The sequence below is a fragment of the Labrenzia sp. THAF82 genome, from assembly GCF_009363435.1.
GTDB classification, from domain to species: Bacteria; Pseudomonadota; Alphaproteobacteria; order Rhizobiales; family Stappiaceae; genus Roseibium; species Roseibium porphyridii.
On the sequence record NZ_CP045354.1, the window covers coordinates 4,322,446 to 4,347,917 of the forward strand.

General features: G+C 54.7%; 26 protein-coding genes. 8 read left to right on the forward strand and 18 right to left on the reverse strand.

All coding sequences use genetic code 11. The annotated features are described in order from the left end of the window. The first annotated feature begins 614 nt into the window (after positions 1-614). On the forward strand, positions 615-812 hold the full coding sequence (locus FIV00_RS19865) for a hypothetical protein (protein ID WP_152502379.1): 198 nt from the start codon (positions 615-617) through the stop codon (positions 810-812). A gap of 461 nt (positions 813-1,273) precedes the next feature. After that, the gene (locus tag FIV00_RS19870; protein WP_152502380.1) at positions 1,274-2,242 is read left to right on the forward strand and encodes an aldo/keto reductase; all 969 of its coding nucleotides are present in this window, start codon (positions 1,274-1,276) and stop codon (positions 2,240-2,242) included. 118 nt (positions 2,243-2,360) lie between these two features. Here FIV00_RS19870 and FIV00_RS19875 read toward each other — a convergent pair whose 3' ends face one another. From FIV00_RS19875 to FIV00_RS19900, 6 genes are all read right to left on the reverse strand, one after another. Further along, complete coding sequence (locus tag FIV00_RS19875; RefSeq protein ID WP_152502381.1) at positions 2,361-2,777, reverse strand: universal stress protein; 417 nt, start codon at positions 2,775-2,777, stop codon at positions 2,361-2,363. 166 nt (positions 2,778-2,943) lie between these two features. Further along, positions 2,944-4,557 (reverse strand): fucose isomerase, encoded by a 1,614-nt coding sequence (locus FIV00_RS19880; protein WP_152502382.1) that lies wholly within the window; start codon positions 4,555-4,557, stop codon positions 2,944-2,946. A gap of 11 nt (positions 4,558-4,568) precedes the next feature. Further along, positions 4,569-6,188, reverse strand: coding sequence for an FGGY-family carbohydrate kinase (locus tag FIV00_RS19885; protein WP_152502383.1), 1,620 nt, complete (start codon positions 6,186-6,188; stop codon positions 4,569-4,571). A 3-nt stretch (positions 6,189-6,191) separates the two neighbouring features. Continuing rightward, complete coding sequence (locus tag FIV00_RS19890; RefSeq protein WP_152502384.1) at positions 6,192-6,974, reverse strand: ATP-binding cassette domain-containing protein; 783 nt, start codon at positions 6,972-6,974, stop codon at positions 6,192-6,194. Positions 6,975-6,982: 8 nt separating this feature from the next. Further along, positions 6,983-7,954: an ABC transporter permease gene (locus tag FIV00_RS19895; RefSeq protein WP_152502385.1), complete on the reverse strand. Its 972-nt coding sequence runs from the start codon at positions 7,952-7,954 to the stop codon at positions 6,983-6,985. Between the two features lie 52 nt (positions 7,955-8,006). Then, complete coding sequence (locus FIV00_RS19900; RefSeq protein ID WP_173006073.1) at positions 8,007-8,987, reverse strand: sugar ABC transporter substrate-binding protein; 981 nt, start codon at positions 8,985-8,987, stop codon at positions 8,007-8,009. A 215-nt stretch (positions 8,988-9,202) separates the two neighbouring features. On the opposite strand from FIV00_RS19900, the gene FIV00_RS19905 reads away from it, so the two are divergent. Both FIV00_RS19905 and FIV00_RS19910 read left to right on the forward strand, forming a co-directional pair. After that, positions 9,203-9,856, forward strand: a complete 654-nt coding sequence (locus FIV00_RS19905; protein ID WP_152502387.1) for an SGNH/GDSL hydrolase family protein — start codon at positions 9,203-9,205, stop codon at positions 9,854-9,856. Between the two features lie 198 nt (positions 9,857-10,054). Next, positions 10,055-11,071, forward strand: coding sequence for an ROK family transcriptional regulator (locus FIV00_RS19910; protein WP_209006632.1), 1,017 nt, complete (start codon positions 10,055-10,057; stop codon positions 11,069-11,071). Between the two features lie 111 nt (positions 11,072-11,182). Here the strand turns inward: FIV00_RS19910 and FIV00_RS19915 are convergent, their stop codons facing one another. The 3 genes from FIV00_RS19915 to FIV00_RS19925 all read right to left on the reverse strand — a co-directional run bounded on the left by FIV00_RS19915 (position 11,183) and on the right by FIV00_RS19925 (position 12,423). After that, positions 11,183-11,638 (reverse strand): SRPBCC domain-containing protein, encoded by a 456-nt coding sequence (locus FIV00_RS19915; protein ID WP_152502389.1) that lies wholly within the window; start codon positions 11,636-11,638, stop codon positions 11,183-11,185. Further along, complete coding sequence (locus tag FIV00_RS19920) at positions 11,628-11,966, reverse strand: helix-turn-helix transcriptional regulator (protein ID WP_152502390.1); 339 nt, start codon at positions 11,964-11,966, stop codon at positions 11,628-11,630. Before FIV00_RS19920 ends, FIV00_RS19915 begins: the two co-directional genes overlap by 11 nt. A gap of 268 nt (positions 11,967-12,234) precedes the next feature. Beyond that, complete coding sequence (locus FIV00_RS19925; RefSeq protein ID WP_152502391.1) at positions 12,235-12,423, reverse strand: hypothetical protein; 189 nt, start codon at positions 12,421-12,423, stop codon at positions 12,235-12,237. Positions 12,424-12,703: 280 nt separating this feature from the next. Between FIV00_RS19925 and FIV00_RS19930 the strand changes: the two genes are divergently transcribed. From FIV00_RS19930 to FIV00_RS19940, 3 genes are all read left to right on the forward strand, one after another. Further along, positions 12,704-13,939: a cytochrome P450 gene (locus FIV00_RS19930; protein WP_152502392.1), complete on the forward strand. Its 1,236-nt coding sequence runs from the start codon at positions 12,704-12,706 to the stop codon at positions 13,937-13,939. 80 nt (positions 13,940-14,019) lie between these two features. Beyond that, positions 14,020-15,219: a glycerophosphodiester phosphodiesterase family protein gene (locus tag FIV00_RS19935; protein ID WP_152502393.1), complete on the forward strand. Its 1,200-nt coding sequence runs from the start codon at positions 14,020-14,022 to the stop codon at positions 15,217-15,219. After that, positions 15,171-16,613: a hypothetical protein gene (locus FIV00_RS19940; RefSeq protein WP_152502394.1), complete on the forward strand. Its 1,443-nt coding sequence runs from the start codon at positions 15,171-15,173 to the stop codon at positions 16,611-16,613. The genes FIV00_RS19935 and FIV00_RS19940 overlap by 49 nt, the downstream gene beginning before the upstream one ends. Positions 16,614-16,649: 36 nt before the next feature. On the opposite strand, the gene FIV00_RS19945 is transcribed toward FIV00_RS19940, so the two are convergent. The 7 genes from FIV00_RS19945 to FIV00_RS19970 form a co-directional block, all read right to left on the reverse strand. Further along, positions 16,650-17,258: a MerR family transcriptional regulator gene (locus tag FIV00_RS19945; RefSeq protein ID WP_152502395.1), complete on the reverse strand. Its 609-nt coding sequence runs from the start codon at positions 17,256-17,258 to the stop codon at positions 16,650-16,652. A 14-nt stretch (positions 17,259-17,272) separates the two neighbouring features. Next, on the reverse strand, positions 17,273-17,587 hold the full coding sequence (locus FIV00_RS19950) for an integration host factor subunit alpha (protein ID WP_023003819.1): 315 nt from the start codon (positions 17,585-17,587) through the stop codon (positions 17,273-17,275). Between the two features lie 143 nt (positions 17,588-17,730). Next, positions 17,731-18,708, reverse strand: coding sequence for a beta-ketoacyl-ACP synthase III (locus tag FIV00_RS19955; protein ID WP_152502396.1), 978 nt, complete (start codon positions 18,706-18,708; stop codon positions 17,731-17,733). Then, complete coding sequence (gene plsX / locus FIV00_RS19960) at positions 18,705-19,769, reverse strand: phosphate acyltransferase PlsX (protein ID WP_152502397.1); 1,065 nt, start codon at positions 19,767-19,769, stop codon at positions 18,705-18,707. Before plsX ends, FIV00_RS19955 begins: the two co-directional genes overlap by 4 nt. Beyond that, entirely contained in the window at positions 19,723-19,950 is a 228-nt protein-coding gene (locus FIV00_RS29865; RefSeq protein ID WP_173006075.1) for a hypothetical protein, read from the reverse strand. The genes plsX and FIV00_RS29865 overlap by 47 nt, the downstream gene beginning before the upstream one ends. 43 nt (positions 19,951-19,993) lie before the next feature. After that, on the reverse strand, positions 19,994-20,572 hold the full coding sequence (locus FIV00_RS19965; RefSeq protein WP_209006633.1) for a DUF177 domain-containing protein: 579 nt from the start codon (positions 20,570-20,572) through the stop codon (positions 19,994-19,996). A gap of 50 nt (positions 20,573-20,622) precedes the next feature. After that, on the reverse strand, positions 20,623-21,171 hold the full coding sequence (locus FIV00_RS19970; protein ID WP_152502398.1) for a ubiquinol-cytochrome C chaperone family protein: 549 nt from the start codon (positions 21,169-21,171) through the stop codon (positions 20,623-20,625). Between the two features lie 110 nt (positions 21,172-21,281). Between FIV00_RS19970 and FIV00_RS19975 the strand changes: the two genes are divergently transcribed. Then, complete coding sequence (locus tag FIV00_RS19975; RefSeq protein ID WP_152502399.1) at positions 21,282-21,719, forward strand: outer membrane protein assembly factor BamE; 438 nt, start codon at positions 21,282-21,284, stop codon at positions 21,717-21,719. Positions 21,720-21,791: 72 nt separating this feature from the next. Here FIV00_RS19975 and FIV00_RS19980 read toward each other — a convergent pair whose 3' ends face one another. Both FIV00_RS19980 and FIV00_RS19985 read right to left on the reverse strand, forming a co-directional pair. Beyond that, on the reverse strand, positions 21,792-23,930 hold the full coding sequence (locus FIV00_RS19980; protein ID WP_152502400.1) for a sodium-translocating pyrophosphatase: 2,139 nt from the start codon (positions 23,928-23,930) through the stop codon (positions 21,792-21,794). A gap of 217 nt (positions 23,931-24,147) precedes the next feature. Then, positions 24,148-25,371: an MFS transporter gene (locus tag FIV00_RS19985; RefSeq protein WP_152502401.1), complete on the reverse strand. Its 1,224-nt coding sequence runs from the start codon at positions 25,369-25,371 to the stop codon at positions 24,148-24,150. Positions 25,372-25,472: the final 101 nt, after the last annotated feature.

Here is a 25,472-nt window from a genome sequence, read left to right on the forward strand (position 1 = left end):
CTTAAGTTAATCGATTAATCAGAATCTTGGGTCGGGAAATCTATAACGCCCTGCCGGATAAAATTTCCAGTGTTTCGGAGTGTGCAGCGACTGGCCAAAAGTGCCGATTGGCATCACTTGAGGACCAAAACAACAGACGAACAAAAGGCGACTTGCGTTTCCAGATCGCAATTGTTCCGTCGCACAGATGGCTGCTGAACGCACGAGCAAACTCAAGGCCTGGAAGACATCAGCCGCCTTTGCCGGAATTGACGGTCCGCAGACATCCCTTTTGCGTCAAAGAATGGACACTTTGTGCCAGACTGGCCGGACATCGGACACCTTGGATGGATGGGAGGCAACAGCTCCCGTCACAGTCCAAACAGCTCTCAAATCAGGGAGTTAGGGCACACAGTGCCGATACTGATCATACTTAAGCCAAGGCAAGCAGTGACAAAGCAAGCTGAAAATAGATCTAAATTAATTCCACAATTTTAGCTCTAAAATTTCAACTTATCGACGAAATCAATTTCTAGAATCGCAAACATAATAACAAAGACGGGGCGGGAACTCTAAACGAACGCACTTGTAAGGATAAATACTTGCAAGCGCAGACTTGAGGAAAGAGATTCCAGATGAAAAGCGCGTTCATGGTTGTTGTTGCTGCGTCACTACTTGGGCTTGCCGCTTGCAATGGCGAAAACTCCAATCAACCCGATGGGGCTTCACAGGGGAATGAGAGTGTTGCTCCCCAGAGCTCTGCACCAAGCGACGGCGCGCCGGCCGTCGGCGATACGGACACCACCCAGTCATCCGCTCCAACGGCGCAATAGTCCATGCACGTTCTTTCAAGGTGGCCGGTACCGGCCACCTTGTTCCGGTAAAACAGTTTTTAGAGAAGGTACTGCTCGCCGCTGCAAAATAGGCGCGGCCTATCCGGGTCATGCCCGGAGAATTATCCTCTCCTATCCCTTTCAGCAAAACTGCTGGATCTGCTAACGCTCAAGGGATTGCAGCCAGCCAATTCGTCCTAAATTTCAGGCAACGGCGGATGACCTAGGGCGTTTTTGTAAAAAACACGAAATTTCATAAAGTGGTTTGACGTCGGCTTTCGTGAATTGAATTACCTTGTTCTGACCGCTATCCTTGATGTCCCTCCAAAAGCACGCTCAGAGCAATCCCAGTGTGCCTGACCTTCAAGTTTTAAACTTAAACTCCGATCCGCTTCTGCCGGACCGCGGAACCTGTTCCGGTCATCAGCGGATGCAAATCCTGTCTTCGAGGATGCTGAAAGATGCAATTCAAACTACTCGGCCGCACAGGCGTCAAAGTCTCGCAACTCTGCTTTGGAACCATGTCTTTCGGCGGCGATGCGGACGAAGCCACTTCTGCAGAGCTATACAAGGCGACCCGCGACGCGGGCATCAATTTTTTCGATTGTGCCGATGTCTACAGCAATGGCCTGGCCGAGGAGATCCTCGGCAAGTTGATCTCTCATGAACGCGATGACCTGGTGATCACCTCGAAAGTGTTCGGCAAAATGGGGGATGGCATCAATGACGGCGGCACCAATCGCAGGCACGTGACAAAGGCCGTTGAAGCGAGCTTGAAGCGACTGAACACCGACCGCCTTGACGTCTATTTCGTTCATCGATGGGACGAAAACACTGCGCTTGAAGAAACCCTGCGCGGACTTGAGGACCTCGTACGATCGGGCAAGGTCCTTTATCTCGGTGTCAGCAACTACGCGGCCTGGCAGATTGCCAAGGCACTCGGTGTGAGCGCAAGGAATGGCTGGTCACGCTTCGAGGTGATTCAACCGATGTATAACCTTGTGAAACGGCAGGCGGAGGTCGAAATTCTGCCGTTGGCACAATCAGAGGAGTTGGCTGTCATCTCCTATAGCCCGCTTGGCGGAGGTCTCCTGACAGGCAAGTATTCTGGAACGGCACCAAAGAATGCCGGACGCCTGAAGGACAATGACATGTACGCGTCCCGCTATGGTGACGATTGGGTTTACGATGTTGCCGAAGCGTTCACGGCTTATGCACGCGAAGGCGGCTATGATCCCGTCAGTCTCGCTGTTGCGTGGGCCGGCGCGCATGAAGGCATAACCTGCCCGATCATCGGTGCTCGAAACACGCGTCAGCTTGAGCCCGCACTGCGGTCCATAGACATCGAGATGACGCCATCGACGCGAGAAGAGATTGCTGCCCTCTCCCGCACGCCGCCGCCCGCGACTGATCGCTCGGAGACCTCATGAAAACTTCCGGGTCTTCGGGCCACATCACCACGCAACGGCGACTGGAATGCGCGCAGAAAATGTCGGCGACCCTGAATGGTGTCAGCCTACATCTTCTTTGCACCACCAAAGGCCCTGGTCAGCGCACCACGTAGACAGAGCATTTTGCGTGGCTGGCGACATACCCCGCATTGGAGGCAAAGATGTGCTCCAGTAACCCGGGAATATGAGATGCCATCACGATCAGATCGACGCCCATGTCTTCTGCCGCCTTGATAAGCACATTGCCAAGATCAACGGCGACATCGTTGTCGATCATCGAGCGTGTCTCGACTGGATGTCCGATGTCTTGAGAGACCTCGCGCGCATATGCCTCAAGGTTTTTTTCAAACTCGACTGGATTGTGTGCAGCTTCGGTCACTGCAGAGCTTGTCACGCCGATCAGGGTGAGCTTCGCGCCGTCGCCGAGTTTTGCAAGATCCCCTGCCACGGAAACAGCTTTTGACAAAGCGTCCTTATGGGCAAGGTCAACAGGAATTAAGATGGATTGAGCCATGTCAGGCCTCCCTTAATTGCAAGACCCTAGACTGGCGGATGTGCAGCCTTCCCGCCTTGATCTAGGACAATGGCCAGAAGCGGTAGGGCTGCACGAAGGTTACAGAAATCTTGTGAGACTTGTCTGGATGACGGAGGCAAATCAACCAGGATTACGCGTCTCGGGTTTAACCCGATCTGGTAACGTCTCCAATGATATTGACCTGGATGTTCAACTCATGCGCCAGATGCGCGCGCATCCAAAGTGCTCGATCTGCGCCGGATGCTGAATTCGCGTAAACGACCTGGATGTGGTTGGCCTTGTGTCGTCCCACGAGCTGGTCGCGACTGACACCATCAAGAACTCCGTGCATGATCGGCCATTCCGGCGTTGTGCTTTGCCGCCGTCGTTCCGTTTCACTTTCAGGCAGCTCAATGCATCGTCCGCGGCCGATGTCCATATGCAGGGCACCGTCCTGGACATAAATGCGCGACCAGATTATCTCGCCCGGTTTGGCAACGCCGCTGAGTGTGCCGCCACCCGAAGGAAAATACATCGCTGGCTGGCGCAGGCTTTCACTGCCTGTCCAGCCACCGAGATGGTGAGCGGGAGGCGCAGCGCCGGAGATTTCAAAAACCCAGACAAACTGATCAGTCGTGCCGCTGGCGTCCAAATCTCCCCACCTGATATCGTGGAGCGTTGTTTCCAGTGGCTCACCAAGCGCCGAATGGGTTCTGTTTATCAGTAAGGCATCCAAACCGGCGCATTCGTCCACTTCATTGAAATGGATAACCGGTTGACCGGGCCTGATCACGCTGCCATCGGCACGCTTGACGTCCGGCCGTTCAGTGTTGTTCAGCATGCCTTCCACCAAATCGGAGGCTGGCAGCAGATCCTTGAGACCCTGCTGGTATTGTATTCCGATCGTTTCGCAATCAAATGCATCTGCCATCCGCACAGCTGCGACATACATCCGGCATTGCATCAAAACCTGCTCTTCGGTCAGTTCCGTTGCCCCGTCGTGGCCAAGATGGAAGGTCATTCCCCTTGCCCGCATCCAGTCGTAAACAGCACGGGCCTCGTCTTCGGAGACCTGAAGCGTTTCATGATAGAGAGCCGATTGTGACAGGCGTTCCTTGAACACTCCTAGCGGCATCAGCAATTCATCGGGAATGATCGCGTTGTACATGCCCATGCAGCCTTCATCAAAGACCCCCATGATGGACTTGTTCAACCTTAGATCCGAAGCAATCCGGCCAGCCGTTTCCTTGTCTGCATCCGAAGTCAATTCAGGATCATAGTCCGCGACGTGGCTATCCTCGTGACTGATTGTGCCGGTTGAGAGCCATGCCTTTAGATGTTCGCGAAAGAAACCGTCATCAAATTCAGCACTCCAGAGCGTTGAATAGGAGACCCCTGCCTTTGTGAGGGAGCCGTTGAGATTGAGCATCCCAACAAGTCCCGGCCATTGCCCGGACCAGTTTGCCAGTGTGAGGATCGGACCCTTGTGACTGGTGAGGCCAGGAAGAATGTGATGCGAATACTGCCAGACGGCCTCCGCCACCACGATCTTCGCGTTGCTCGGAACAGACGCGACGGCGTCCATGCCCTCGCGCTGCGAGGCAAGAAATCCATGTCCTTTCACAGGATCGACACGGTGCGCACGAATGACGTCAAATCCGAGTTCCCGGCACTCCCGGGCAAACGCCTTTTCCATGGCTTCCTGGGCCGGCCAGCAGGTTCGGTTCGCGCTTTCCCTGCTGTCGCCGCTGGCAAACAGGTAGATGGAGTTCTCGGACATGGTGTCAGGCCTTACTCGGACATGATTTTTCGGTAGGTTTCAAAGTCGTCATGCATGGCGCGGAAGACGCGGTACTTCCTGTCATGGAAGGCCCTTGTCCCGGTGTCCGGCCGCAGAACCTTTGCAGGCCCGCTCATTGCGTCCATAGCGCTGCTCAGGCTTTCAAATTTTCCTGACCCCACAGCCGCTAACATTGCGGTTCCGAGCAGAACAGGCTCTTCCTGATCAGGCAAAAGCACTGGTAATCCGGTGACGTCTGCATGGGTTTGGCAATAGAGACTGTTGCGTCCAAGGCCGCCACTGACAACAATTGCGTCCGGACGCACGCCATTCTCTGCCAACTGGTCGAGAATATGCCGTGTTCCATAGGCCAGTGACTGGATGCAGGCGAGATAATCACGCGCAAGATCGTCAATATCCGGGATCGCGGTTTGTCCCAAAGTCACTCCCAATCGGCGAGGGTCCGCGAGTGGTGCCCTGTTTCCGTTGAAATCCGGGATAATGTGACGATCATTGGTCAAAAGTGATGGTGGCTCTTCGCTCGCAAGACCGGACAGGAGATCATCCAGATAGTCATAGATGGTCATGCCCTGCTCTAGGGCCGCTGCTTTTGCCCCTTCAAAGGCGCTGTGTCTCTGCAACACTGTGTCGATTGCCGCGCCAGCCATGGATTGACCGGCCTCATTTGCCCAAAGGTCAGGCAACACTGCGCCATAATAAGGTCCCCAGACACCCGGCACGTATGCCGCCTGCTGCGCAACAGTGATGTGACAGGCGGATGTGCCGGCTATCAGAGCCATACGATCCGGGCCGACTGCGTCAGCCGTAACCCCAAGCGTGCCCATGGCACCGGCATGGGCATCAATCATACTTGCCGCGACCAGTGTCGATGTCGTCAATCCGAGTTCTTGCGCCGCCTTTTCGCTCAACGGGCCAAGAGGGGCTGCGGGGCTCAAACACACGGTGCCGATACGACTGAACCCCTCGTCCGCGAGATCCTTCAGTCCAGCAAGAGCAAAGAATTCGGCATCCCAGCCCTCACCTTTCGTGCCTGCTTCTCCCTGATAGGTCCATTTGCATACGGTGCTGCACAAGGACCGAGTCAGGTTTCCCGTGGCGCGCCAGGTCAGCCAGTCCGGAAGATCAAAGAAGTGACCAGCTTGCTGCCAAATCGAGGGAAGGTTCTCCTTGATCCACAGCAGCTTCGGCAATTGCATTTCAGGCGAAATCTTGCCGCCTGAAACACTCAGTCTCTGGTGACCCGTTTCATCGATCCTGGAAGCTTCTGCGATCGCTCTGTGATCCGCCCACAAAACAGTGTCTTGTTCCTGTTCGCCATCGGGCGAAATGCTGAGAGGATCGCCCTGCCCGTCGACAACAACCAGGGAACAGGTTGCGTCGAACCCCAGTCCCGTAATGTCTTCCGGCGCTATGGCGGCCTGGTTTATGACCGTTCGCACTGACGCGCACACCGCACTCCATATGTCGGCACTGGACTGTTGTGCAAAATGCGGTCTCGGGTGCCAGGTTCTGATGTCCTGACTGGCCTGCCCAAGCAGCTGCCCGTCCTGGCTGAATACGCCCGCACGCACACTGCCGGTTCCAACATCCACCGCTAGAAACAGGCTCATTGGTCAATCAATCTGTTCAAGGTCATCTTCAAGCTCACTCATGTCTTCGCCACCAGCCATGAGATTGAGAACTTCTTCACGAGACTTCTCGCCCCGCTTGAATGACGCTGCGACCTCTCCCTGAATCAGGACTACGAAAGTGTCGCCAACACTCATGGCATGACGCGCATTATGCGTGATGAAGACAATACCCGCACCGTTTTGCCGGGCAATTCTCATCATTTTGAGGACCATCGCGGCTTCCTTGACGCCCAGTGCGGATGTCGGCTCATCAAGGATCAGCATCTTGGCCCCGAAATACATTGCCCGTCCGATTGCCAGCACCTGGCGTTCGCCACCGGACATCGTTCCAACAAGCTGATCTCCGCTGGTCACGCGGGTGAGGCCGAATTTCTGCATCTGTTCCACGGCGACTTCATTGGCAAGACGTGTGTCTATGCTTTTGAACGGCCAACGGCCCGTCGCGGGTTCAGCACCCAGAAAGAAGTTGCGACCAACGCTCATCAACGGAATGGAGCCAACATCCTGATGAACTGTTGCGATGCCGCGCTGACGTGCTTCACGGGGCGAGGCAAATTTTGTTGGCCTGCCCTCGAACATCAACGTCCCTGATGTTGGCTGGTGATAGCCGGAGAGAACCTTGATCAAGGTTGACTTGCCGGCTCCGTTGTCTCCGAGCAGGCAGAGGATCTTGCCAGGTTCGACCTGCATCGACACGTGTTTGAGCGCCTTGGTGGACCCGAAAAACTTGTCGACGTCGCGCAATTCCATAAGTGGCTGAGACATGACGGACCCTATTTGCTTGAGAGCGCCAACCGGCGAACGTAGTTGTTGGCAAGAACGGCCGCAGCAAGCAAAAGCCCGAGGAACAACTGGATCCAGTCCGTGTTCCAGCCGGTGTAGAAAATTCCGCTGGAAATGACACCGAACAACGCCGTGCCGAGCACAATGCCGGTGACACTGCCATACCCGCCAGTGAGCAGAACTCCACCGATGACAACAACAATCGGTGCCTGGAACACAAAGCCCATGCCGTAGGTCGCATTGCCTGAGTTCCATTGGACGCCCTGGAGGATGCCCACAAGCGCCGCAGCAAGTCCGGTTGCAATGAAAAGACTGATCTTGACCCTTTGAACCGGCACGCCCGCACCTCTGGCAGCATCCAGATTGCCGCCCGTGGCATAAATCCAGTTGCCAAAAATACTGCGGCTCAAAATCCGGTAGCCAATGAACGCGACGAGCAACCACCAGAGAATAGAGATATTGGCCTGACCCCAACGTGCTGCAAAAACGAATTTTGCGCTGTCGGAGGCAACAATCGAACTTGATGTGACATTGGCGATCAGGCGTGAGATGCCCATCGTTGCACCGATCACAATGAAGTTGGTTGCCAGGGTTACAATGAAAGACGGCAGTTTGGTTTTTACGACCGCAAGTCCGTTCGCCAGTCCAATTGCAGCACCGGCAGCCAGCGCCAGAAACACCATTGGCCAGATCGGCAATCCGTATTGGTTGGTGCCAAGCGCGAGGATCATGGACGACGCCCCGACAGTCGAACCGATTGACAGGTCGAACTCACCTGAGATCATCAAAAGCCCCACCGGAATCGCGACAATTCCCAGTTCAGCGGCAAGATTGAGCCATCCGGCGGTTCCGTTCACTGACACAAAACCAGTTCCCGGCGTTGCCAACGCAAAGAAGAGGTAAGTGATGACAAAGGCTGCGAAAGCGCCCGCTTCGGGCCGCTTCATGAAATTCCTGAGCACGTCATTCTCCAGGTGAGCATGGTTGGATATCCCGACCGGAACCTTGCGGCGCCTAAGAGGCGCCGCGTACTCCTGCGTGTTCCTTATTGACCTTCAGCGTTTCTTCGACATTGGAGCTGTCGATCACCAATGGTCCGGTTTTGACATGACCGATCGGATGCAGTCCGTAATTCAGGTACTGATGCGCAATCTGAATGGACATGAACCCTTGCAAATACGGCTGCTGGTCCATGGCAAAGGCCAGGTCGCCATTCTTGATCGCAAGCAGCGCCTCGTTGGACAAATCTGCCGTTCCAACCATGATCTCACCTTTGCGCCCGACCTCATCCACAGCGCGCAATGCGGACATTGCCGGAACCGCATTCAGTGTGTAGATCCCGTCAATCTGAGGGTTCGCCTGAAGGCTGCCTTTGATTGCCTGTGTCATCGCCTGTGGGTTTGTCGCGTCGCCCGTACCAATGGTCTGGTAGACAGTTTCCTTGCCGGCTTCCTTCATGGCAGCGACATAGCCGTTGCACCGCTCTTCAACCGTCGGATTTCCGGGAACCTGATTGAAGCAGAGGCCTGTGGTCACACCGGCTTCCGCCTGTATCTGACCCGCCTTGTAACCCATCTGATAAGGGTCTTCGCCGACAAATCCGATTGAACCGTTGCCTTCCCAAAGGGTCTGGCCGGAGTTGTGAATGAGGACAGGAATACCGGCCGCAGTCGCCTCCTTGATCAATGGATCCATGCCATCTGGAAAGAACTCCCCTACCAGAAGCATTCTGGGCTCGCGGCTGATTGCCTGCTGCAGAAGCCTCGGGTAATCGCTCGTCATATTCGAGGTGTCTGTGACCGCGATATACTGATAGTCGACATCGAAAATTTCCGCAGCGTCGTCAAAGCCCTTCTTCACCGCTGCGAAGAACGGCCAGGACAGCGGGCCGCTTACAACCAGGATCGGCCCCTCTTCGTTGGACAATGCCGGCGACGTGGCGCCAAGACCTAATGTGACGGCGGCAGCCGCCAGAACTGATTTCATGAGCTTCATCTGATCCTCCCGTGATCTGACGACACGGACAAGGCAATTTTCGACCGGATCCGTGTGTCTGTTCATCATGATGAGCACGGAAAATATGTCTGTGTCAATAATTATTCACGATGAATTACTATTGACCATTTGAAGATCCGCTTCTAGGCTGGATCACGTTGGCAATCGCGATCAGACTGCCTAAATTATTGAAAAATATGTCTTTTGGAGGCGGTATGCGATCAGTGTTGTGCTACGGAGATTCCAATACGTATGGACAAACCACCGCCAACAAACCAGATGACCGATATCCGCATGATGTGCGCTGGCCTGGAGTGTTGCGGAGCCTCGTCGGCAATGAGTGGCTTGTTATCGAAGAAGGTTTGAGCGGGAGAACCACCGTCAGTGATGACGAGATTGAGGGTTCGGAGAAAAATGGCCGGACCTATCTTCGACCATGCATCATGAGCCACAAGCCGCTTGATCTGGTCATTATCATGCTCGGCACCAACGACTTGAAAGTGCGCTTCAACAAGACGCCGGGTGAAATCGCCATGGGCGTCGGAGCACTCGTCAGCGACATCAAGTCCATGCCTGCCGGCGTCGATGGAAAAATCCCCGAAATTCTGATCGTCGCGCCACCGCCGACAGCCCTTGATCTGAAAGAATGGTCGGATGTGTTTCTCGGAGCGCAGGAAAAATCGCGTGCACTGGCCCGGGAGTATGAACGGGTTGCCGAAGCTCACGAGGTTCATTTCTTCAACGCTGGCCTTGTCGTCAACTCCAGCGACAAGGACGGCTTTCATCTCGATGTGCAGGCCCACAAGGACTTGGGCCATGCAATCGCGGAAGAGATCGCAGCGATTGGCTGGCCGGAACAAAGTGACTAAACCATGGGAGGTTCAAGATCGGACAAGTCACAAACGCCGGTCCCTGCCGCCCAAACGTGATAACCCATAACGTGAAGCCCTGCCTCGATCCCGAGGTGAGCGCTACCAACCCTGATTTGAAAGCCGGAGGCTGTACTATTGCCGGATATGCGTTTTGCCCCGCCACCAACTGTTCGTGTTGCAGAACACCCAGGTGGTATGAATCAGGTTTTGGCGCGCAGCTTCAACGAACGATTGATCATGTCCCTTCTCTTGCAGCACGAGGGCATGACACGTCTCCAGCTCGGACAGGAAAGCGGACTGTCCGCACAGACGATATCTGTCATTGTCAGAGCTCTTGAACGCGACAACCTGGTCAGCAAAGGCGAAGCTGTCCGCGGACGGATCGGACCTCCAACCACGCCAATCAGCTTGAACCCCAACGGTGCTTTTTCAATCGGGCTTCATGTTGACCGTCACGCAATCGAGGCAAGCATCATAAACTTTGTCGGTGAGCCGGTGTTTCAAAGGCGCAGCTCCTTGGCCGCACTTGATGTCCAGACGGTTCAAGACACGCTCACCGGAACAGTCGACGCTTTGCTATCGGAATTGGGTGCTGAGCAAAAAGCACTTATTGCAGGGGTTGGCCTCACCCTGCCTGGGCGTTTCGAGGCCGATAGGCCGGAGGAACAAGCCATTCTTGCGCATGATTTTGAAGAAGATTTGCGTGCGCACACAGGTTTTGAAGTCTTCATCCAGAATGACATAACCGCGACCGCCAGTGCTGAGACCCTGTTCGGTCAGGCCAAACGGATTGACGATCTGCTTTTCTGTTACGTTTGTGAGGACCTGAAGCCTCGGCTCATCCTCGGTGGCCGCATTTACACAGGCTCAACACCGCAGATCTCCATTTGTGACAGCGAGACTTGGCAAAGGACGCATGACGCAATCACGTCTGGTGCACAAGACGATGATCCTGCGGTTCGCCAATGGCTTGGCGCAGTTGTCGAAAAGCTGGACACTCTCGTTCAAAGCCTTGGAACGTTTGCAACTGTCTCTGAACTGATCTTGTCGGCCCCGGTGCCAAAATCAATCACCGATGTGCTGGTTTCTGATTTGAAACTGAAGGTCTCGGCCGGTCTAACGGTAACCGGAAGCCAGTTTGGACCGAATGCGCTCGCCTACGGAGCGGCAACCTTGCCGATTCATTCCAGGTTTACCGCCGAAACCCCTTAGACAAACGGACGCACCACTCCATTTTCAACGAGTGGTTTGCGTGCATTTCAGCCTCAAACAGACCAGTGTGGCATTCTGGGAAGGCCTTGCCCTTGTTCGTTCGGCGAGAAGTCATGCCACCCGCCGCTGGCCTTCAAAATAGGCTTCAAGCCGCTCAAACGACGCCGTCCATCCGGCCGCGACCACGTCCTTCAGGCCGCCACCGATTTCCGACTGTTTGAGAATGACCCGTGTCCCCTTCCCGGTCGGTTCAAATCTCACCGAAACGAGCATTTCGGGTGCAAAGTCATTTGCCGGGATCGTGTATGCCAGTTTGTTTGGTGGGTCATAGTCGACCAGCGTGCCTTCAATCGTATGGTCCCCGACGCCTTCAATGGACATGGTGTGCCGGTAGGTTCCCTCTACTCTCGGCTCAACCGTGGAAGCAACTCTGGTCGTATTTGCGCACCCCCACCAATGAGTTGTTTTTGCCGCGTCAATCCAGGCATCGAAGACTGCCTCAATCGGCTGCGAAAATTCCTTGGTAATCGTCAGCGTGTTGTCTGAGAAATTGGTTTTAACGGTCATCGGGTCGCTCCTTTTGCTTTGTCAGGATGGCGTCCATTTGATCAAAATGTGCGGTCCAGAAATCCACGTAATGCGCCAACCAGTGCGCGGCTTCAGCTGCAGTTTCGGTGGCCGCGGTCACGAATGTCTCTCGGCCCCGCTTTTCTCGCTTCACGAGCCCGGCGCTATCCAGCACGCGCAAGTGCCGAGACACTGCCGGCTGTGAAATGTCAAACGCAGCAGTGAGTTCGTGCACTGTCCGTTCTCCCAATGCCAAATTGGCCAGAATTCCGCGGCGCGTCGCATCTGAGAGAGCCGAGAATACGAGATCGAGTTTTTTCGAATCCATAACAGAATGGTTATGTATTTTTTCAAACAAGTCAACGCTCGACTCAAAATCGGTGATTATTGAAAACGGGTGTCCAGCGAATGCTGAAACCCAAATTCGACTATAGAGAAGACAAGAGCGCTTCTCCGGGACTCAGATTCAGAAACGGGAAACTTCAGAAGGCAGCGACAGCGATCGCACACCATTCGTTGGAAATTTAGCGAAACGAGTGCAGTCGTCACCGCGTGATCAGAAAAGAGAAATTGGGCCGGTCTTGGAGTGCTTTTGTCTAGGCCGCTTCGCGGTTGGCCTTCCTGATTCTACCGATGAAATCCGACAGCCAGGCTATCTCTTTCAGGTAGACTTCCATGCTGAGCGAGGCGAGTTCCATCAAGAGCGCCTGCGGGTTCGGATTGTCGAACCCGGCCTCCTTCAAGAAGGTCTGATACTCGTTGATGAAAGCTTTCGGCACTTTCATGTCGGTCTCACGCACTCCAGCTTGCAAAGGGGCTCTTCATAAGCTTCAGCCGCCTTTTTGCGATTTGATAATCGTTAAGAACCCGATCCACGGGCCGGTATCGTCAGTTTTATCCTTTCCTCGCTATCCCCAAGCCTTCAGCACCATTTGCTGAAAATCGCGGAAATTTGCTGATATCAGCAGATTGACGGCGGATTTTCCTTGCACTTGGCCAGCCAAATCTTCGACCCTGCCAAGAATCACAATTTTACCGCAATGAGCGGCTTCTCATGAGTACCTGATGCCCCCGTCCACAGACCTTTCCTTCGAGCCACTGTCAGACGCCTTCGCGCAAGATCCCTACCCGACGTATGAGGCTCTGCGTGAAAGCGACGGTTTGACCTACTACGAAGAGTTTGATGTCTGGCTCGCCGCGCGTTTTGACGACGTTATGGAAATCGTCATGCATGAGGACATGGTCAGATCCATGGAGCATGTTGCCAGTCCGGAAGAAATATCGGCGCAAAAGCAGGCCGGCAACTGGCACGACATGCCGCATCATTCCCGTTTCGTGCAATTCTCATTGCTGGATAGCGACGGTGACATTCATGACAGGTTGCGCAAGCAGGTGTTCAAGCTGTTTACACCGGTCATGGTGGGGAAGCTCCGCGACGAGATACAGGCCTATGTGGACAGCCTCTTCGACGGTTTGCAGGATCAAAGCGAAATTGACTTTGTTGCCGATCTTGCCGCCCATGTGCCGGGCCATGTGATTGGACGGATCATTGGTGTTCCCGACGAAGACTGTCCGCAATTGCGGATCTGGTCGGAAAACATTGTCCAGTTCTTCGATGTTGACCGATCCGATGAACGAAAAGAACTGGCGGAGCGGAACACGACCGAGTTCTACGAGTACTTGCTGAAGCTGAAAGCAGAGCGTGAGGCGGTTCCCAGGGATGATCTGTTGTCGGTGATGATCCAGGCCGAACGCCAGGGGCACATGAACCACGACGAGTTCTTTTCCACGGCCATGCTGATCCTGATGGCAGGTCACGGATCGACAATCGATGTACTTGGTTCCGGATTGCATGCCCTTTTGAAATTTCCGGCAGAAATGCAGCGACTACGTGATGAACCCGGTGTGATGAAAACGGCTGTGCAGGAAATGTTTCGCTATGAATCTCCCCTTCCCTTCTTTCATCGCTATTCGACCAAGGACATGGATGTGTGCGGCAGCATGTTTCCCAGGGCCACGAAATTCGGGGTACTTTACGGTGCTGCCAACAGAGATCCGCGACAATTCCCCAATGCCGACACGTTCGACGTCGGGCGCACCCCCAATTGGCACACAGCCTTTGGTAGAGGCGCGCACTTTTGTTTGGGCAATCATCTGGCCCGGCTGGATATGGACATCATCTTTTCAACGCTGTTGAGGCGTTTTCGATCCGTTGAGCTGGCGGAAGAGGCTCCAAAATACAAACGCGGACTGTCTGTGCGAGGTCCGCAGGCTCTTAGAGTTGCCTGGAAGCCTGCTTGACCTTTTCCTGATAACCTCCTGACCTAAAATACCTTCTGAAGCCACTTAAGAATTTGATTCAAGACCCGGGATTAAAGACCATGCGTATCAGTCTCTCACTTTCAATCCTTCTCGGCTTCGGCTTTGGCGCGGCAGCATTTGCTGAAGGCGTCGATCTGGGGCCGCGCCCCGCCTATCTCGTTTCTCAAATGAACCCCGGCCCGTTGAAGGAGAAGCTCGCCGCCTGCATTGGCAACCCAGCGAAGCCATCCCTCTTTTCCATCAGTCACCGAGGCGCACCGCTGCAATTTCCCGAACATACAGAAGAAGGATACCGGGCCGCTGCGCTGATGGGCGCGGGCATTCTTGAATGTGATGTGACCTTTACAGCAGACAAGGAATTGGTTTGCCGTCACTCCCAGAATGATTTGCACACCACCACCAACATTCTTGCGACAGACCTGGCAGCCAAATGCACTTCTGGCTTCAAACCTGCCAGCGGCGGTGACCCGGCTTCAGCCGAATGCAGAACCTCGGACATCAGCCTGGCGGAATTCAGGTCGCTGAAGGGGAAAATGGACAGTGCAGACAAGCAGGCACAGTCGGTTGAGGATTACATGAACGGCACAGCTTCCTGGCGGACGGAGCTTTACGGGGCAACCGGCACATTGATGACGCACGCTGATTCCATCGCCCTTTTCAAAGACCTTGGTGTCAAATTCACCCCGGAATTGAAATCTCCGAAAATCGACATGCCTCATGACGGCTTTTCGCAAGCCGACTACGCACAGAAGCTGATCGACGAGTACAAGCAAGCTGGCATTCCACCTGAGGATGTCTTCGCACAATCCTTCCGTCTCGATGACGTTCTATACTGGATCGAGAACGAACCTGAATTCGGCAAACAGGCGGTGTTCCTGGATGGCCGGCGTGACATCAATCCTCAGGATCCGTCGACATTTTCTCCCTCGATGCAAGAACTGAAGGAAATGGGCGTCAACTACATCGCACCGCCGCTCTTTGTACTGTTGAGCGTCGAAGACGGCAAAATCGTTCCATCAGCTTATGCGAAAGCCGCAAAAGAGGCCGGATTGGACCTGATCACCTGGACGCTGGAGCGTTCAGGGCCACTGAACACAGGCGGCGGCTGGTACTATCAGACCGTCAGCGACGTGATCAAATCTGATGGTGACATGCTGGAAGTCGTCGATGTTCTGGCCGGAGACGTTGGCGTGAAGGGTATCTTCTCTGATTGGCCGGCAACCACCAGTTTCTACGCGTCCTGCATGGGCCTCAAGTAAATGCGCAGATAGGGCAAATTCAATTTTGCGTTGCAAGGCCGCGTTTACCGTTTGTCGTTAGACCTAGTCCCATAGCAATTCAATTGGGGGCGGCCTTGAAAACCCATCCGTTGCGCAGTGTCGATTGTCAGCTGCTCTATGAAACCTATGCACCTTTAACCGGCGAACAAGTTCAGGAGATCATTCGCTCTGCTGTGCAGCAATGCGGCTTTGCAAGGGAAGCCTGCCAGTTGATGCGCACCAGCACCGAAGCTGACATTTACATGTTGCTGAACGACCTGCAGATCCTGGTGACCCAAAGCCTGCCGTTGTCGGACACGTCACATATTGAGCCACTCACTCGGGACTATGCTGTCAGCCAAGCTTTCCCGGATGCCGCTGATGTACTCACCAAGTGCAAGGCCGTGACTACGATATCAGTACAGAAATTTGCATTAGGTGGTGTAAAGCTTTCGGATGAATTTTCCGAAATGTTGGGTCCTGAATTCGACTGCTTCTGTGACAGCAAGTCGACCAAATTCGCATTGAACATTGCGAAGGTAATCGCCGTACAAGTCTCTCTTAAAACCCGTTGCGAGGGAGTTTTTTGGGGCCAGAATGGATATCTTTTGCCTGCTCAACGGTTCGCTGAGCTGGCAATCCAAAACGATGAAACCCTTCTTTATATCCGGCCGCACCTGCACGCACCAATTCAAAGCGTTTCCGACACGAGGACATTTGGAGTTGTCGCATCCGGCGCAGAACATCTGATTGGATACCGGGTCGAATTCGAACCTAGCACTGTTCCTCCCGCTTATATGGTCGAAAATCTGCACTACTTTGTCGCCTTTTGCCTACAGCGCCAAGAAGTACTGCCAGAAGGCGACGTGTTCGGAAAAAACCAGGATGAAAAGGTCAGAATTTCCTACAAGCAAACTGAAAAAGACAAACCTGATCGTATTTTACTAACTGTACAGTCAAGTGCCGAACTGGGCATAGAAGGTGAGTACCGTCCAAGCATCTATCACCAGTATGATGACAATGGCGAGCGCCTTTCCTCAACAGTTTCAGACGTGGACGTCAGCGGACTGGACCCCAATGATCCCGTTGATGCTGCCATTTTGGACCGGCTACTCGCAATAAAGAAAGCGTCTCCTCCTAAACCAGACGCAGTCGTTTCACCTGAAAGCGCAATCGCTGAAGAGCCTACCGAGGCAAGGTCGGCAACAAATGAGAAGACGGCTGAAATAGGTCATAGCCAAGAGCCAAAATCCAGCTCTTCTCAGTCCGGTCCATCTCAGCGAGTTTCGCTGGAGGAACTCAGAAGATTTGCGCGCGAAGCCCAAGTGGCGGATGCAGAGCCTGAAGCAAAAACCGGCAAACGAGCATTTTTAAAGAAACTGTTCGGCAAATAGTCGATCCGGCCCGGACCGGCCAGTTGAATTTCGAGCTTATCGCGCCTGATCGAGCGTGCGTTTGCATTCCAGCAGTTCAAAGAGCGTCGCTTGCAAGCGCCTGATGTCCTCTTTGGTGACCGACGCCTTGCCGGCCGGAACGTTTGGAGCAGGCTTATCGCCTCGCAAGCGGCCAAGAATGTTCAATCCGCCAGACTGCGAACTCGTTTCCGTGTCGGGGGCATCATCCGGTAACAGGCCGCTTGGCAACTTCTCATGCGGTCCGTAGCCACTGTCAGTGTGTACAGGCGTCGGCGGTGGAGATGTTTCTGGTACTGGTGAGACAGCTTCCACAGCCACCGGTTCCATCTGGATCTGTGCGATATCTTCCTGCCAGGCCTGCATGACGAAACGCGGGCCCTGCTCTTTCAGAATGCGCTGGACACCCTTGATGGTGTAGCCTTCACCGTATAGCAGATGCCGGATGCCTTTTAAGAGCTCCACATCGTCGGGCCGGTAGTAGCGGCGACCCCCACCCCGTTTTAGCGGCTTGATCTGCGAGAACCGTGTCTCCCAAAAGCGCAGCACATGCTGCGGCAGGTCAAGGTCTTCTGCGACTTCGCTAATGGTACGAAAAGCGTCTGGGCTTTTATCCTGCGAGCTCATCCGGTCTTTTTAGTTTATTTGCTGGCCTGTCCTGTCAGCGCATCATTGATCCGCTGTTTCAATACATTGGACGGTTTAAACACCATCACACGGCGCGGTGAAATCGGTACTTCCTCGCCAGTCTTCGGATTGCGGCCTATACGCTCCCCCTTGGAGCGAACCACAAATGACCCGAAGCTTGATAATTTTACCGATTCTCCCGTCACAAGACAGTCAGAAATTTCAGAAAGTACACGTTCGACCAATTCAGAAGATTCGGTGCGCGAAAGCCCGACTTTTTGATAAACGGCTTCGCACAAATCCGCGCGGGTAATAGTCCGGTTGCCCATAACCCCTCCTCAAGGACGCCAGTGATCTGGCTGATTTTGCAAGAGAACTCCGATGCAAGGCCATACGGTACGGCCTCACGGCGAGCCGGTCAACCGGAACTCCTTAACAAGATTGCATTTGTCGTTTTTTGAATGAAGACCGACTACCAGCGCAGCAGGACCGAACCCCACGTAAATCCGCCGCCCATCGCCTCCAACATCAAAAGATCGTTCTTTTTGACACGTCCGTCCCTGACGGCCGTATCCAGGGCAAGCGGTATGGAGGCAGCAGACGTGTTGCCGTGCAGCTGAACCGTGGTCACCACTTTCTCAGGCGCGATGTTCAGTTTTTTCGCACTGGCGTCAATGATGCGCTTGTTGGCCTGATGGGGAATGAACCAGTCCAGATCTTCAGAGGACAGCCCGGTGGCCTTGTAAGCGTCTTCGATCACATCGGTGATCATGCCAACCGCATGTTTAAAGACTTCCCGGCCTTCCATGCGCAAATGGCCAACCGTTTGGGTTGCCGAAGGCCCTCCATCGACAAACAGCTTTTCCTTGTGCCGACCATCTGAGCGCAAATGCGAAGTCAGAATTCCGCGATCCGCGTTGGATCCGGTGCTCTCCGCTGCTTCGACCACAACAGCGCCCGCTCCGTCGCCAAAGAGCACGCAGGTCGTGCGGTCGGTCCAATCAAGTATCCTGGAAAACGTTTCCGCACCGATCACAAGACACCGCTTTGCCATGCCGGACCGGATATAGGCATCGGCCGTTGTTAGGGCATAAACGAACCCCGAACAGACGGCATGAACGTCAAAGGCTGCGCCGTGGTAAATGCCAAGACCGCTTTGAACGGTCACTGCCGTTGCAGGAAACGTGTTGTCGGGTGTTGCGGTTGCAAGAATGATCGTGTCGATGTCCTGGGCATCAAGACCAGCATGCTCAAGCGCTCTTTTTGCTGCACCCAGCGCAAGGTCTGATGTCACCTGCCCTTCGGCCGCCACGTGCCGTTGTTTGATGCCGGTACGCTGCACGATCCAATCATCTGAAGTATCGACCATCTTCGAAAGGTCGTCATTGGTCAGGATCTTTTCCGGCAGGAAACTGCCACAGCCGGTCACGGTCGAACGGATCACGCTCACAAATCACCTTCCGATGTCGGCCCGGCTTCTGCGAAGCGGCCCCGATGGTAATGCACTAGATCCTGAGCGATCTTGTGCGTCAGTTCATTTTTGACCATGTCATAGGCCAAATCGATTGCCGAGGCATAGCCCTCGGCATCCGTACCGCCATGGCTTTTGATCACAATGCCGTTCAATCCCAGGAACACGCCGCCATTGACCTTGCGCGGATCCATTTTCTCACGCAGCAAATCAAAGGCGCCTTTGGCGAAGAGATAACCAATTTTGGACATAAAGGTCCGATTCATCGCCGAACGCAAGTAACTGCCGATCTGCTTGGCCGTGCCTTCTGCCGTCTTCAATGCGATGTTGCCGGCAAAGCCTTCAGTTACCACGACATCCACGGTCCCTTTTCCGAGGTCATCGCCTTCGACGAAACCGGCGTATTCGAGTGAACGCAGAGGCGTTTCGCGCAACAATCGGCCAGCGGTGCGGACCTCTTCCAGCCCTTTCACCTCTTCGACACCGATATTGAGAAGGCCGACGCTTGGTCGTTGCACACCGAACAGGGCGCGCGCCATTGCGCCGCCCAGAATAGCAAAGTCGATGAGCTGTTGCGCATCAGCGCCAATCGTGGCCCCCACATCCAGCACAACGGATTCACCGCGTGTCGTCGGCCAAATCGCGGCAATTGCGGGCCGCTCGATGTTTGCCATGGTGCGCAGGCAGAACTTGGACATTGCCATCAGCGCACCGGTATTTCCGGCAGACACGGCGACCGAGGCTTCACCCTGTTTGACGGCCTCGATCGACCGCCACATGGAAGACCTCCAGCGCCCCTGACGCAGCGCCTGGCTTGGCTTTGTGTCCATGGCGATGGAAACGTCGCAATGGTGAAAAGTCGAAGCGTCGCGAACACGCGGATACTCTTCGAGAAGCGGACCGATGACCTTTTCATTGCCATACAGGATGAAATGAATGTCAGGATGCCTGACAAGCGCGATCTCAGCGCCGGGAATGACAACCTCGGCCCCGTTATCGCCGCCCATGGCGTCCAGGGAAATCGGTATAGTTTTCGCCATCTAGAATGTCTTTTGACGTTTCGCTACCAAGAACAGCACCGGATGGCGCCCCCCATAGTCCTGCCACCACGACAGAGGCCCAGACAGGAGTGCCAAGAACGGGCGCGAACATAACGGTTTTGGCAAGACTGACAACCGTTTTAATGATCGTGTGCCGATCTGGCGTTGAAAACCCACTCAAGCAGCCGGATGGTCCACGCCAACCAACATGAGTTACGGCGAGATCATTTGTCGGCCGGGTTTTCCTTCAGTGCCTGAAGCGCGGCAAATGGAGAGGGTTTTTCCTCTGCCTGCTCATCCTCGTCTGGGGCCTCCTCCTCCCCGGTTTCGAACTCTGCGCCAGGACGACGCGGAAAGGGATCCAGCGACAATGCAAGTTCCTCGCAGATGACCCCACCCAGATCAAGCACGCCGTCCTCGATTACGTCAGGCGGATCGAGCGATTCCAAATCTATTTCGATCTCGCCTTCGTCATTCAGATCTCGGATCTTGCGTGGCCTGGTCGAGTGTGGCTCGAAAGTTCGGTCCACGTCCAGTTTGAGGCTGCTTTGGAAGGGCTCAAGCGTTACCACACAGGTTTGCGTCACAGTTGCCGATATCGGCCCGACCACGCGCAATCCAGCTTTTCTGTAGGGCTTGAGCGTGAAGTCTGCCTTGAGTGTATCGATCCCATCCAGTTCATAGGTTTTCGCTATTGCAACCAATGCAGCCTGATCCGGCTCCACGACCACCAACTGGTCCTTGTCGACCACTTTGCTTGCATTGACCTTGAAGGAATAGGGAAAAGTGTTCTGTGCCATCATTCTTCTTCTAATTTTTGTTCGCCAGAGTTTTGTTTTTTCGAAACAAAGAATCAGACTGGCAACGTCTTGAAAGCATTTGGATCGGGCCAGCGAATATTGGTGCGCATGAGATCCTGCGCCGATTGATCGTTTAACAGTCTCGCAGCCTCCAGAATATAGGCAGCAAGCCTCTTTTGCGCGATAGGTTGCGCATCATCAGTAAAGATATTGCGCCCGATAGCGTCTGCGAGTTCAGCAACATTGTCGCTATCGATAGCGGAGATGTAAGCGTCTGCCCGGCCATAGAAGGCCTCCCCCATCACCTTCACTTTTTTGGGAACGCGTGTGTCGCTTACGCCCATCTCTCTCAAGGACGCATCCATATCCTGAAAAAACAAGTCAAAGACGTTTTGCGCAAACTCAGCAACATTGGCGCCCTCGCCCCGCATACGACGGAAATAAAGCACTGCATGAACAACAATCATGTCAAACCGGCCATCCACAGTATCGGGAACAAGTAACCCTGAATAAAAGACCGGTTGCCGCGCTTGAGCCACGATTTCACAATAAACCTTGTGCTCGGCATCACGGGATCGGCGGCGAAACAGCCCAAAAAGCATGACGTCTCCATAAAACCAGGTGTTGCCTTGTGCCCTATCCCACGATAGTGACTTTGCCAAGCAACGAAATTCAAGGAAGCCAGCAGATCTGGCAAGATGGGACTTCTTAAATGAACTTCAAGGCAGGCGCCCTGATCCTACCGCTTCTTGCAACACTGCCGCTCGGCGGATGTTTCACGACCACCTACACGCATGGTCATGTCATCACAAGCGACATGATGAGCCAGGTGCAGGTCGGTTCCAGCCGCGAGCAGGTAGAACTGGTCCTCGGCTCACCCTCCACAACATCAAGCCTTGCGGGTGATGCCTATTATTACATTTCCCAGAAGACCGCGACCACGGCCTTCATGGCCCCTGATATCGTCGAGCAGCGCGTCGTTGCTGTCTATTTCGATGAGGACGGCTTCGTGAAGGACATGGGCAACTACTCTCTTGAAGACGGCAAGATCGTCGATATCGTGACCCGCAAGACGCGGACAGGCGGTGCCGACTACGGCTTCCTGACCCAGATCCTGCGCGGCGCGACCAACCCGAATTTCAGCCTCTGATCGATTTCAGCGGCGCAAACAAAAACCCCGGCCTGACAGGCCGGGGTTTTCTTTTTTAGATGTCGTCTATCGTCAGTGTGCGAGGATCGCCAACAGCAACAGCGCCATGATGTTGGTGATCTTGATCATCGGGTTCACCGCCGGGCCGGCAGTGTCCTTGTAGGGATCGCCAACTGTATCGCCGGTCACCGATGCCTTGTGCGCTTCACCACCCTTTTCATGGGTTACGCCGTCCTTGTCTGTGAAGCCGTCTTCAAACGACTTCTTGGCGTTGTCCCATGCACCGCCACCTGCGGTCATGGATATCGCCACGAACAGACCGGTGACGATCACACCAAGCAGCATGGCGCCGAGGGCTGCAAATGCATCCGCCGGGGTGGCAACCGCGCGCACCACGAAGAAGACCACGATCGGTGACAGCACGGGAAGCAGCGAAGGAATGATCATTTCCCGAATGGCTGCCTTGGTGAGCATGTCCACTGCCCGGCCATAGTCCGGTCGCTCTGTACCCTGCATGATGCCGGGCTTTTCCTTGAACTGGCTGCGGACTTCTTCCACAACAGCCCCGGCTGCCCGACCCACAGCGGTCATCGAAATGCCGCCGAAGAGATAGGGCAGCAGTCCACCGAACAGAAGGCCGGCGACGACATAAGGGTTGGAGAGCGTGAACAGTGTGCTGACATCGATGCCGTAGAAGATCGACCCTTCTTCCGCATTGGCAGAGAAGAATTTCAGATCTTCCGTGTAGGCAGCAAACAGCACCAGGGCACCGAGACCGGCAGAACCGATTGCGTAGCCCTTGGTGACAGCCTTTGTGGTGTTGCCCACAGCGTCGAGCGCGTCCGTCGTTGTGCGGACTTCAGCAGGCAAGTCTGCCATTTCGGCAATACCGCCAGCATTGTCCGTTACCGGGCCGAATGCATCCAGGGCAACAACCATGCCTGCAAGCGCAAGCATTGTGGTCACCGCGATTGCGATGCCAAACAGCCCAGCGAAGGAGAATGTCACCAATATGCCGGCAATGATGATGATTGCCGGAAGGGCTGTTGCCTCGAGCGAAACAGCAAGCCCCTGGATGACATTGGTGCCATGACCTGTAACCGACGCCTGCGCGATGGATTTCACCGGGCGGTACTCGGTGCCGGTGTAATACTCCGTCACCCAGATGATCAGACCGGTCACAATCAGCCCAACAACGCCGCACACGAACAGATCAAAGCCCGAGAAGGTTGTCCCGCCTGAGGTTGTGTATTCGGTGCTGCCGCCGAGCCAGCCGAAAATGATCACCGCAAGTGCGACTGCGGACAGAACCGAAGTCGCAATAAAGCCCTTGTAGAGAGCACCCATGATCGAATTGTTTTCGCCAAGCTTGACGAAGAACGTCCCGATTATGGAAGTGACCACGCAGCTGGCGCCAATAAGAAGCGGCAACAGCATCAGCTCAACCGCCTCAGCGCCGGTAAAGAAGATCGATGCCAGAACCATTGTGGCGACAACAGTCACCGCATAGGTTTCGAACAGGTCAGCAGCCATGCCGGCACAGTCACCGACATTGTCACCAACGTTGTCCGCAATGGTCGCAGGGTTGCGGGGGTCATCCTCCGGGATACCGGCTTCAACCTTACCAACGAGGTCACCGCCAACGTCAGCACCCTTGGTGAAGATACCGCCGCCGAGACGCGCAAATATCGAGATGAGAGAAGCCCCGAAACCAAGAGCCACCAGAGCGTCGATCACGGTTCTGTCGGACGCCTCGTAGCCCATGGGCCCAGTCAGTATTGTAAAGTAGACGGCAACGCCCAAAAGCGCGAGGCCGGCAACCAAAAGGCCGGTGACGGCACCGGCCTTGAACGCAATTTCCAACCCTGCCCCAAGGCTTTGGCTGGCTGCTTGCGCAGTGCGGACATTCGCCCGTACGGAAACCATCATGCCGATATAACCGGCTGCGCCGGAGAGGACAGCGCCAATGGCGAACCCTATAGCCGCAGGCCCGGAAAGCAGTATCCAAGCAAGTACGAAAACAACAGCACCGACGATCGCGATCGTGGTGTATTGCCTGTTGAGATATGCGCTGGCTCCTTCCTGGATCGCTCCCGCGATCTCCTGCATACGGGCATTTCCCGCGTCCGCCGCCATAACGGACTGAATGGCCCATGCGCCATAAGCGATGGACAAGAGGCCACAAATAATGATGACGACAAGCTCGATCATACTTCCTCCCAAGACTGTGGCGGCATGATTTTCTTGTTGTTTTTCCGCCGTACCGCATTTCACGCCATTTCCGCAGCGTGAAGCGTCGACACGATAGCAGCAAAGCGGAGCGCTTCGTCAAGCTCTCACATTGTTTAATTTGGTACTTCCGTTGCGGTATTGTTTGGTGCAGTGCGGCATCTATGCTGCAATGACGAAATGAATTTTCGCAACGACTTTAAGCGGTTGTAACTTCTTTTCTTTCAGCCCAAGCGAGCCAGGCCAACAAACCGAGACAAAGTGCCACAAACGGAAAGACCAGAATATTGACAGTGCCCCAGCCGAAGGCATTGAGAAGTGCACCGGAGGAAAACGACGCTGCAGCCACGAATCCGAACACCAGAAAGTCGTTTACCGCCTGAACCATATTGCGCTCTTCGGGTCGGTATGCATCCGTCAGCATAGCAGTTGCGCCTATGAAGCCGAAGTTCCAGCCCAAACCCAAGAGGACAAGAGCGGTCCAGAAATGCGCCAGTTCAATACCCATCAGCGCAACGATTGAACACCCGGCAAGAAGCGCCAGACCAATGGAAACGATCCTTTCCTTGCCGTAACGTGCAATCAAACTGCCGGTGAAAAAACTCGGGCCGAACATCGCCAACACGTGCCACTGGATGCCAAGCGCCGCGTCTGTCTCGGTCAGGCCACAAGCGATCATGGCAAGGGGCGTTGCCGTCATTACAAGGCTCATTAGAGCATAGGAACAGATCCCGCAGGCTGCGGCGACTATGAAGCGGCGCTGTGCCATGATCTCAAGCAGCGGACGACCGCCAGCCTGGGCATGACTGATCCGGGGCGGTTTGGGGATCTTGATAAACAGGACCAGGACAAAGGCAACAAGCGCAAGACCCGCCTGAGCAAGATAAGTCCCGGCAAAAAGAATAGGTGAGAAAAGATCCTTGGTGGCAATCACGGTTTGGGGACCGACAATGCCGGCAAGAACACCACCTGCCAACACCCAGGAAATCGCTTTGGGTTTGAAGGCATTGCTTGCCGTATCTGCGGCGGCGAACCTGTATTGCTGAACGAATGCTCCGGTAAAGCCACCCAGGCAACAGGCGAGAGAAAACAGCAGGAAACTGTCCCTGAAGACTGCGAAAGAGGCCAGGAGACCTGCAAGGACACCGATAAGAGACGCGCCCGCAAAGCCTGCACGACGCCCGTAACGCCGCATGATCATGCCGGCAGGAATGGTACCGAACGCCGTGCCAAGAACCATGGTTGAAACGGGCAAGGTCGCAAGGGATTTGTCCTCGTCCAGCATCATGTACCCGACAAGCGGACCCGTTGCGATCACGATTGAAGCTGAAGCGCCTCCGACGGCCTGTGCAAGGGCAAGCAACAACGCATTGCGCTTGGCCAATCGGTCATCAACAAAGGTATCCGTCAGAGCGGCGGTCATGGCTCAGGTCTCTGGTTTCAGATGGTCAAAACAGGCAGGACGCAACCGGTAACATGAGCGCGCCTGAACACAAAGCCATATGCGATATCACATTTTCAGAA

Excerpts from the sequence above, each read along its gene's own strand:
- FIV00_RS19865 (WP_152502379.1), top strand. The coding sequence starts at position 615 with ATGAAAAGCGCGTTCATGGTTGTTGTTGCTGCGTCACTACTTGGGCTT.
- FIV00_RS19870 (WP_152502380.1), top strand. The coding sequence starts at position 1,274 with ATGCAATTCAAACTACTCGGCCGCACAGGCGTCAAAGTCTCGCAACTC.
- FIV00_RS19875 (WP_152502381.1), bottom strand. The coding sequence starts at position 2,777 with ATGGCTCAATCCATCTTAATTCCTGTTGACCTTGCCCATAAGGACGCT.
- FIV00_RS19880 (WP_152502382.1), bottom strand. The coding sequence starts at position 4,557 with ATGTCCGAGAACTCCATCTACCTGTTTGCCAGCGGCGACAGCAGGGAA.
- FIV00_RS19885 (WP_152502383.1), bottom strand. The coding sequence starts at position 6,188 with ATGAGCCTGTTTCTAGCGGTGGATGTTGGAACCGGCAGTGTGCGTGCG.
- FIV00_RS19890 (WP_152502384.1), bottom strand. The coding sequence starts at position 6,974 with ATGTCTCAGCCACTTATGGAATTGCGCGACGTCGACAAGTTTTTCGGG.
- FIV00_RS19900 (WP_173006073.1), bottom strand. The coding sequence starts at position 8,987 with ATGAAGCTCATGAAATCAGTTCTGGCGGCTGCCGCCGTCACATTAGGT.
- FIV00_RS19905 (WP_152502387.1), top strand. The coding sequence starts at position 9,203 with ATGCGATCAGTGTTGTGCTACGGAGATTCCAATACGTATGGACAAACC.
- FIV00_RS19910 (WP_209006632.1), top strand. The coding sequence starts at position 10,055 with ATGAATCAGGTTTTGGCGCGCAGCTTCAACGAACGATTGATCATGTCC.
- FIV00_RS19915 (WP_152502389.1), bottom strand. The coding sequence starts at position 11,638 with ATGACCGTTAAAACCAATTTCTCAGACAACACGCTGACGATTACCAAG.
- FIV00_RS19920 (WP_152502390.1), bottom strand. The coding sequence starts at position 11,966 with ATGGATTCGAAAAAACTCGATCTCGTATTCTCGGCTCTCTCAGATGCG.
- FIV00_RS19925 (WP_152502391.1), bottom strand. The coding sequence starts at position 12,423 with ATGAAAGTGCCGAAAGCTTTCATCAACGAGTATCAGACCTTCTTGAAG.
- FIV00_RS19930 (WP_152502392.1), top strand. The coding sequence starts at position 12,704 with ATGCCCCCGTCCACAGACCTTTCCTTCGAGCCACTGTCAGACGCCTTC.
- FIV00_RS19935 (WP_152502393.1), top strand. The coding sequence starts at position 14,020 with ATGCGTATCAGTCTCTCACTTTCAATCCTTCTCGGCTTCGGCTTTGGC.
- FIV00_RS19945 (WP_152502395.1), bottom strand. The coding sequence starts at position 17,258 with ATGAGCTCGCAGGATAAAAGCCCAGACGCTTTTCGTACCATTAGCGAA.
- FIV00_RS19950 (WP_023003819.1), bottom strand. The coding sequence starts at position 17,587 with ATGGGCAACCGGACTATTACCCGCGCGGATTTGTGCGAAGCCGTTTAT.
- plsX (WP_152502397.1), bottom strand. The coding sequence starts at position 19,769 with ATGGCGAAAACTATACCGATTTCCCTGGACGCCATGGGCGGCGATAAC.
- FIV00_RS19965 (WP_209006633.1), bottom strand. The coding sequence starts at position 20,572 with ATGATGGCACAGAACACTTTTCCCTATTCCTTCAAGGTCAATGCAAGC.
- FIV00_RS19970 (WP_152502398.1), bottom strand. The coding sequence starts at position 21,171 with ATGCTTTTTGGGCTGTTTCGCCGCCGATCCCGTGATGCCGAGCACAAG.
- FIV00_RS19975 (WP_152502399.1), top strand. The coding sequence starts at position 21,282 with ATGAACTTCAAGGCAGGCGCCCTGATCCTACCGCTTCTTGCAACACTG.
- FIV00_RS19980 (WP_152502400.1), bottom strand. The coding sequence starts at position 23,930 with ATGATCGAGCTTGTCGTCATCATTATTTGTGGCCTCTTGTCCATCGCT.
- FIV00_RS19985 (WP_152502401.1), bottom strand. The coding sequence starts at position 25,371 with ATGACCGCCGCTCTGACGGATACCTTTGTTGATGACCGATTGGCCAAG.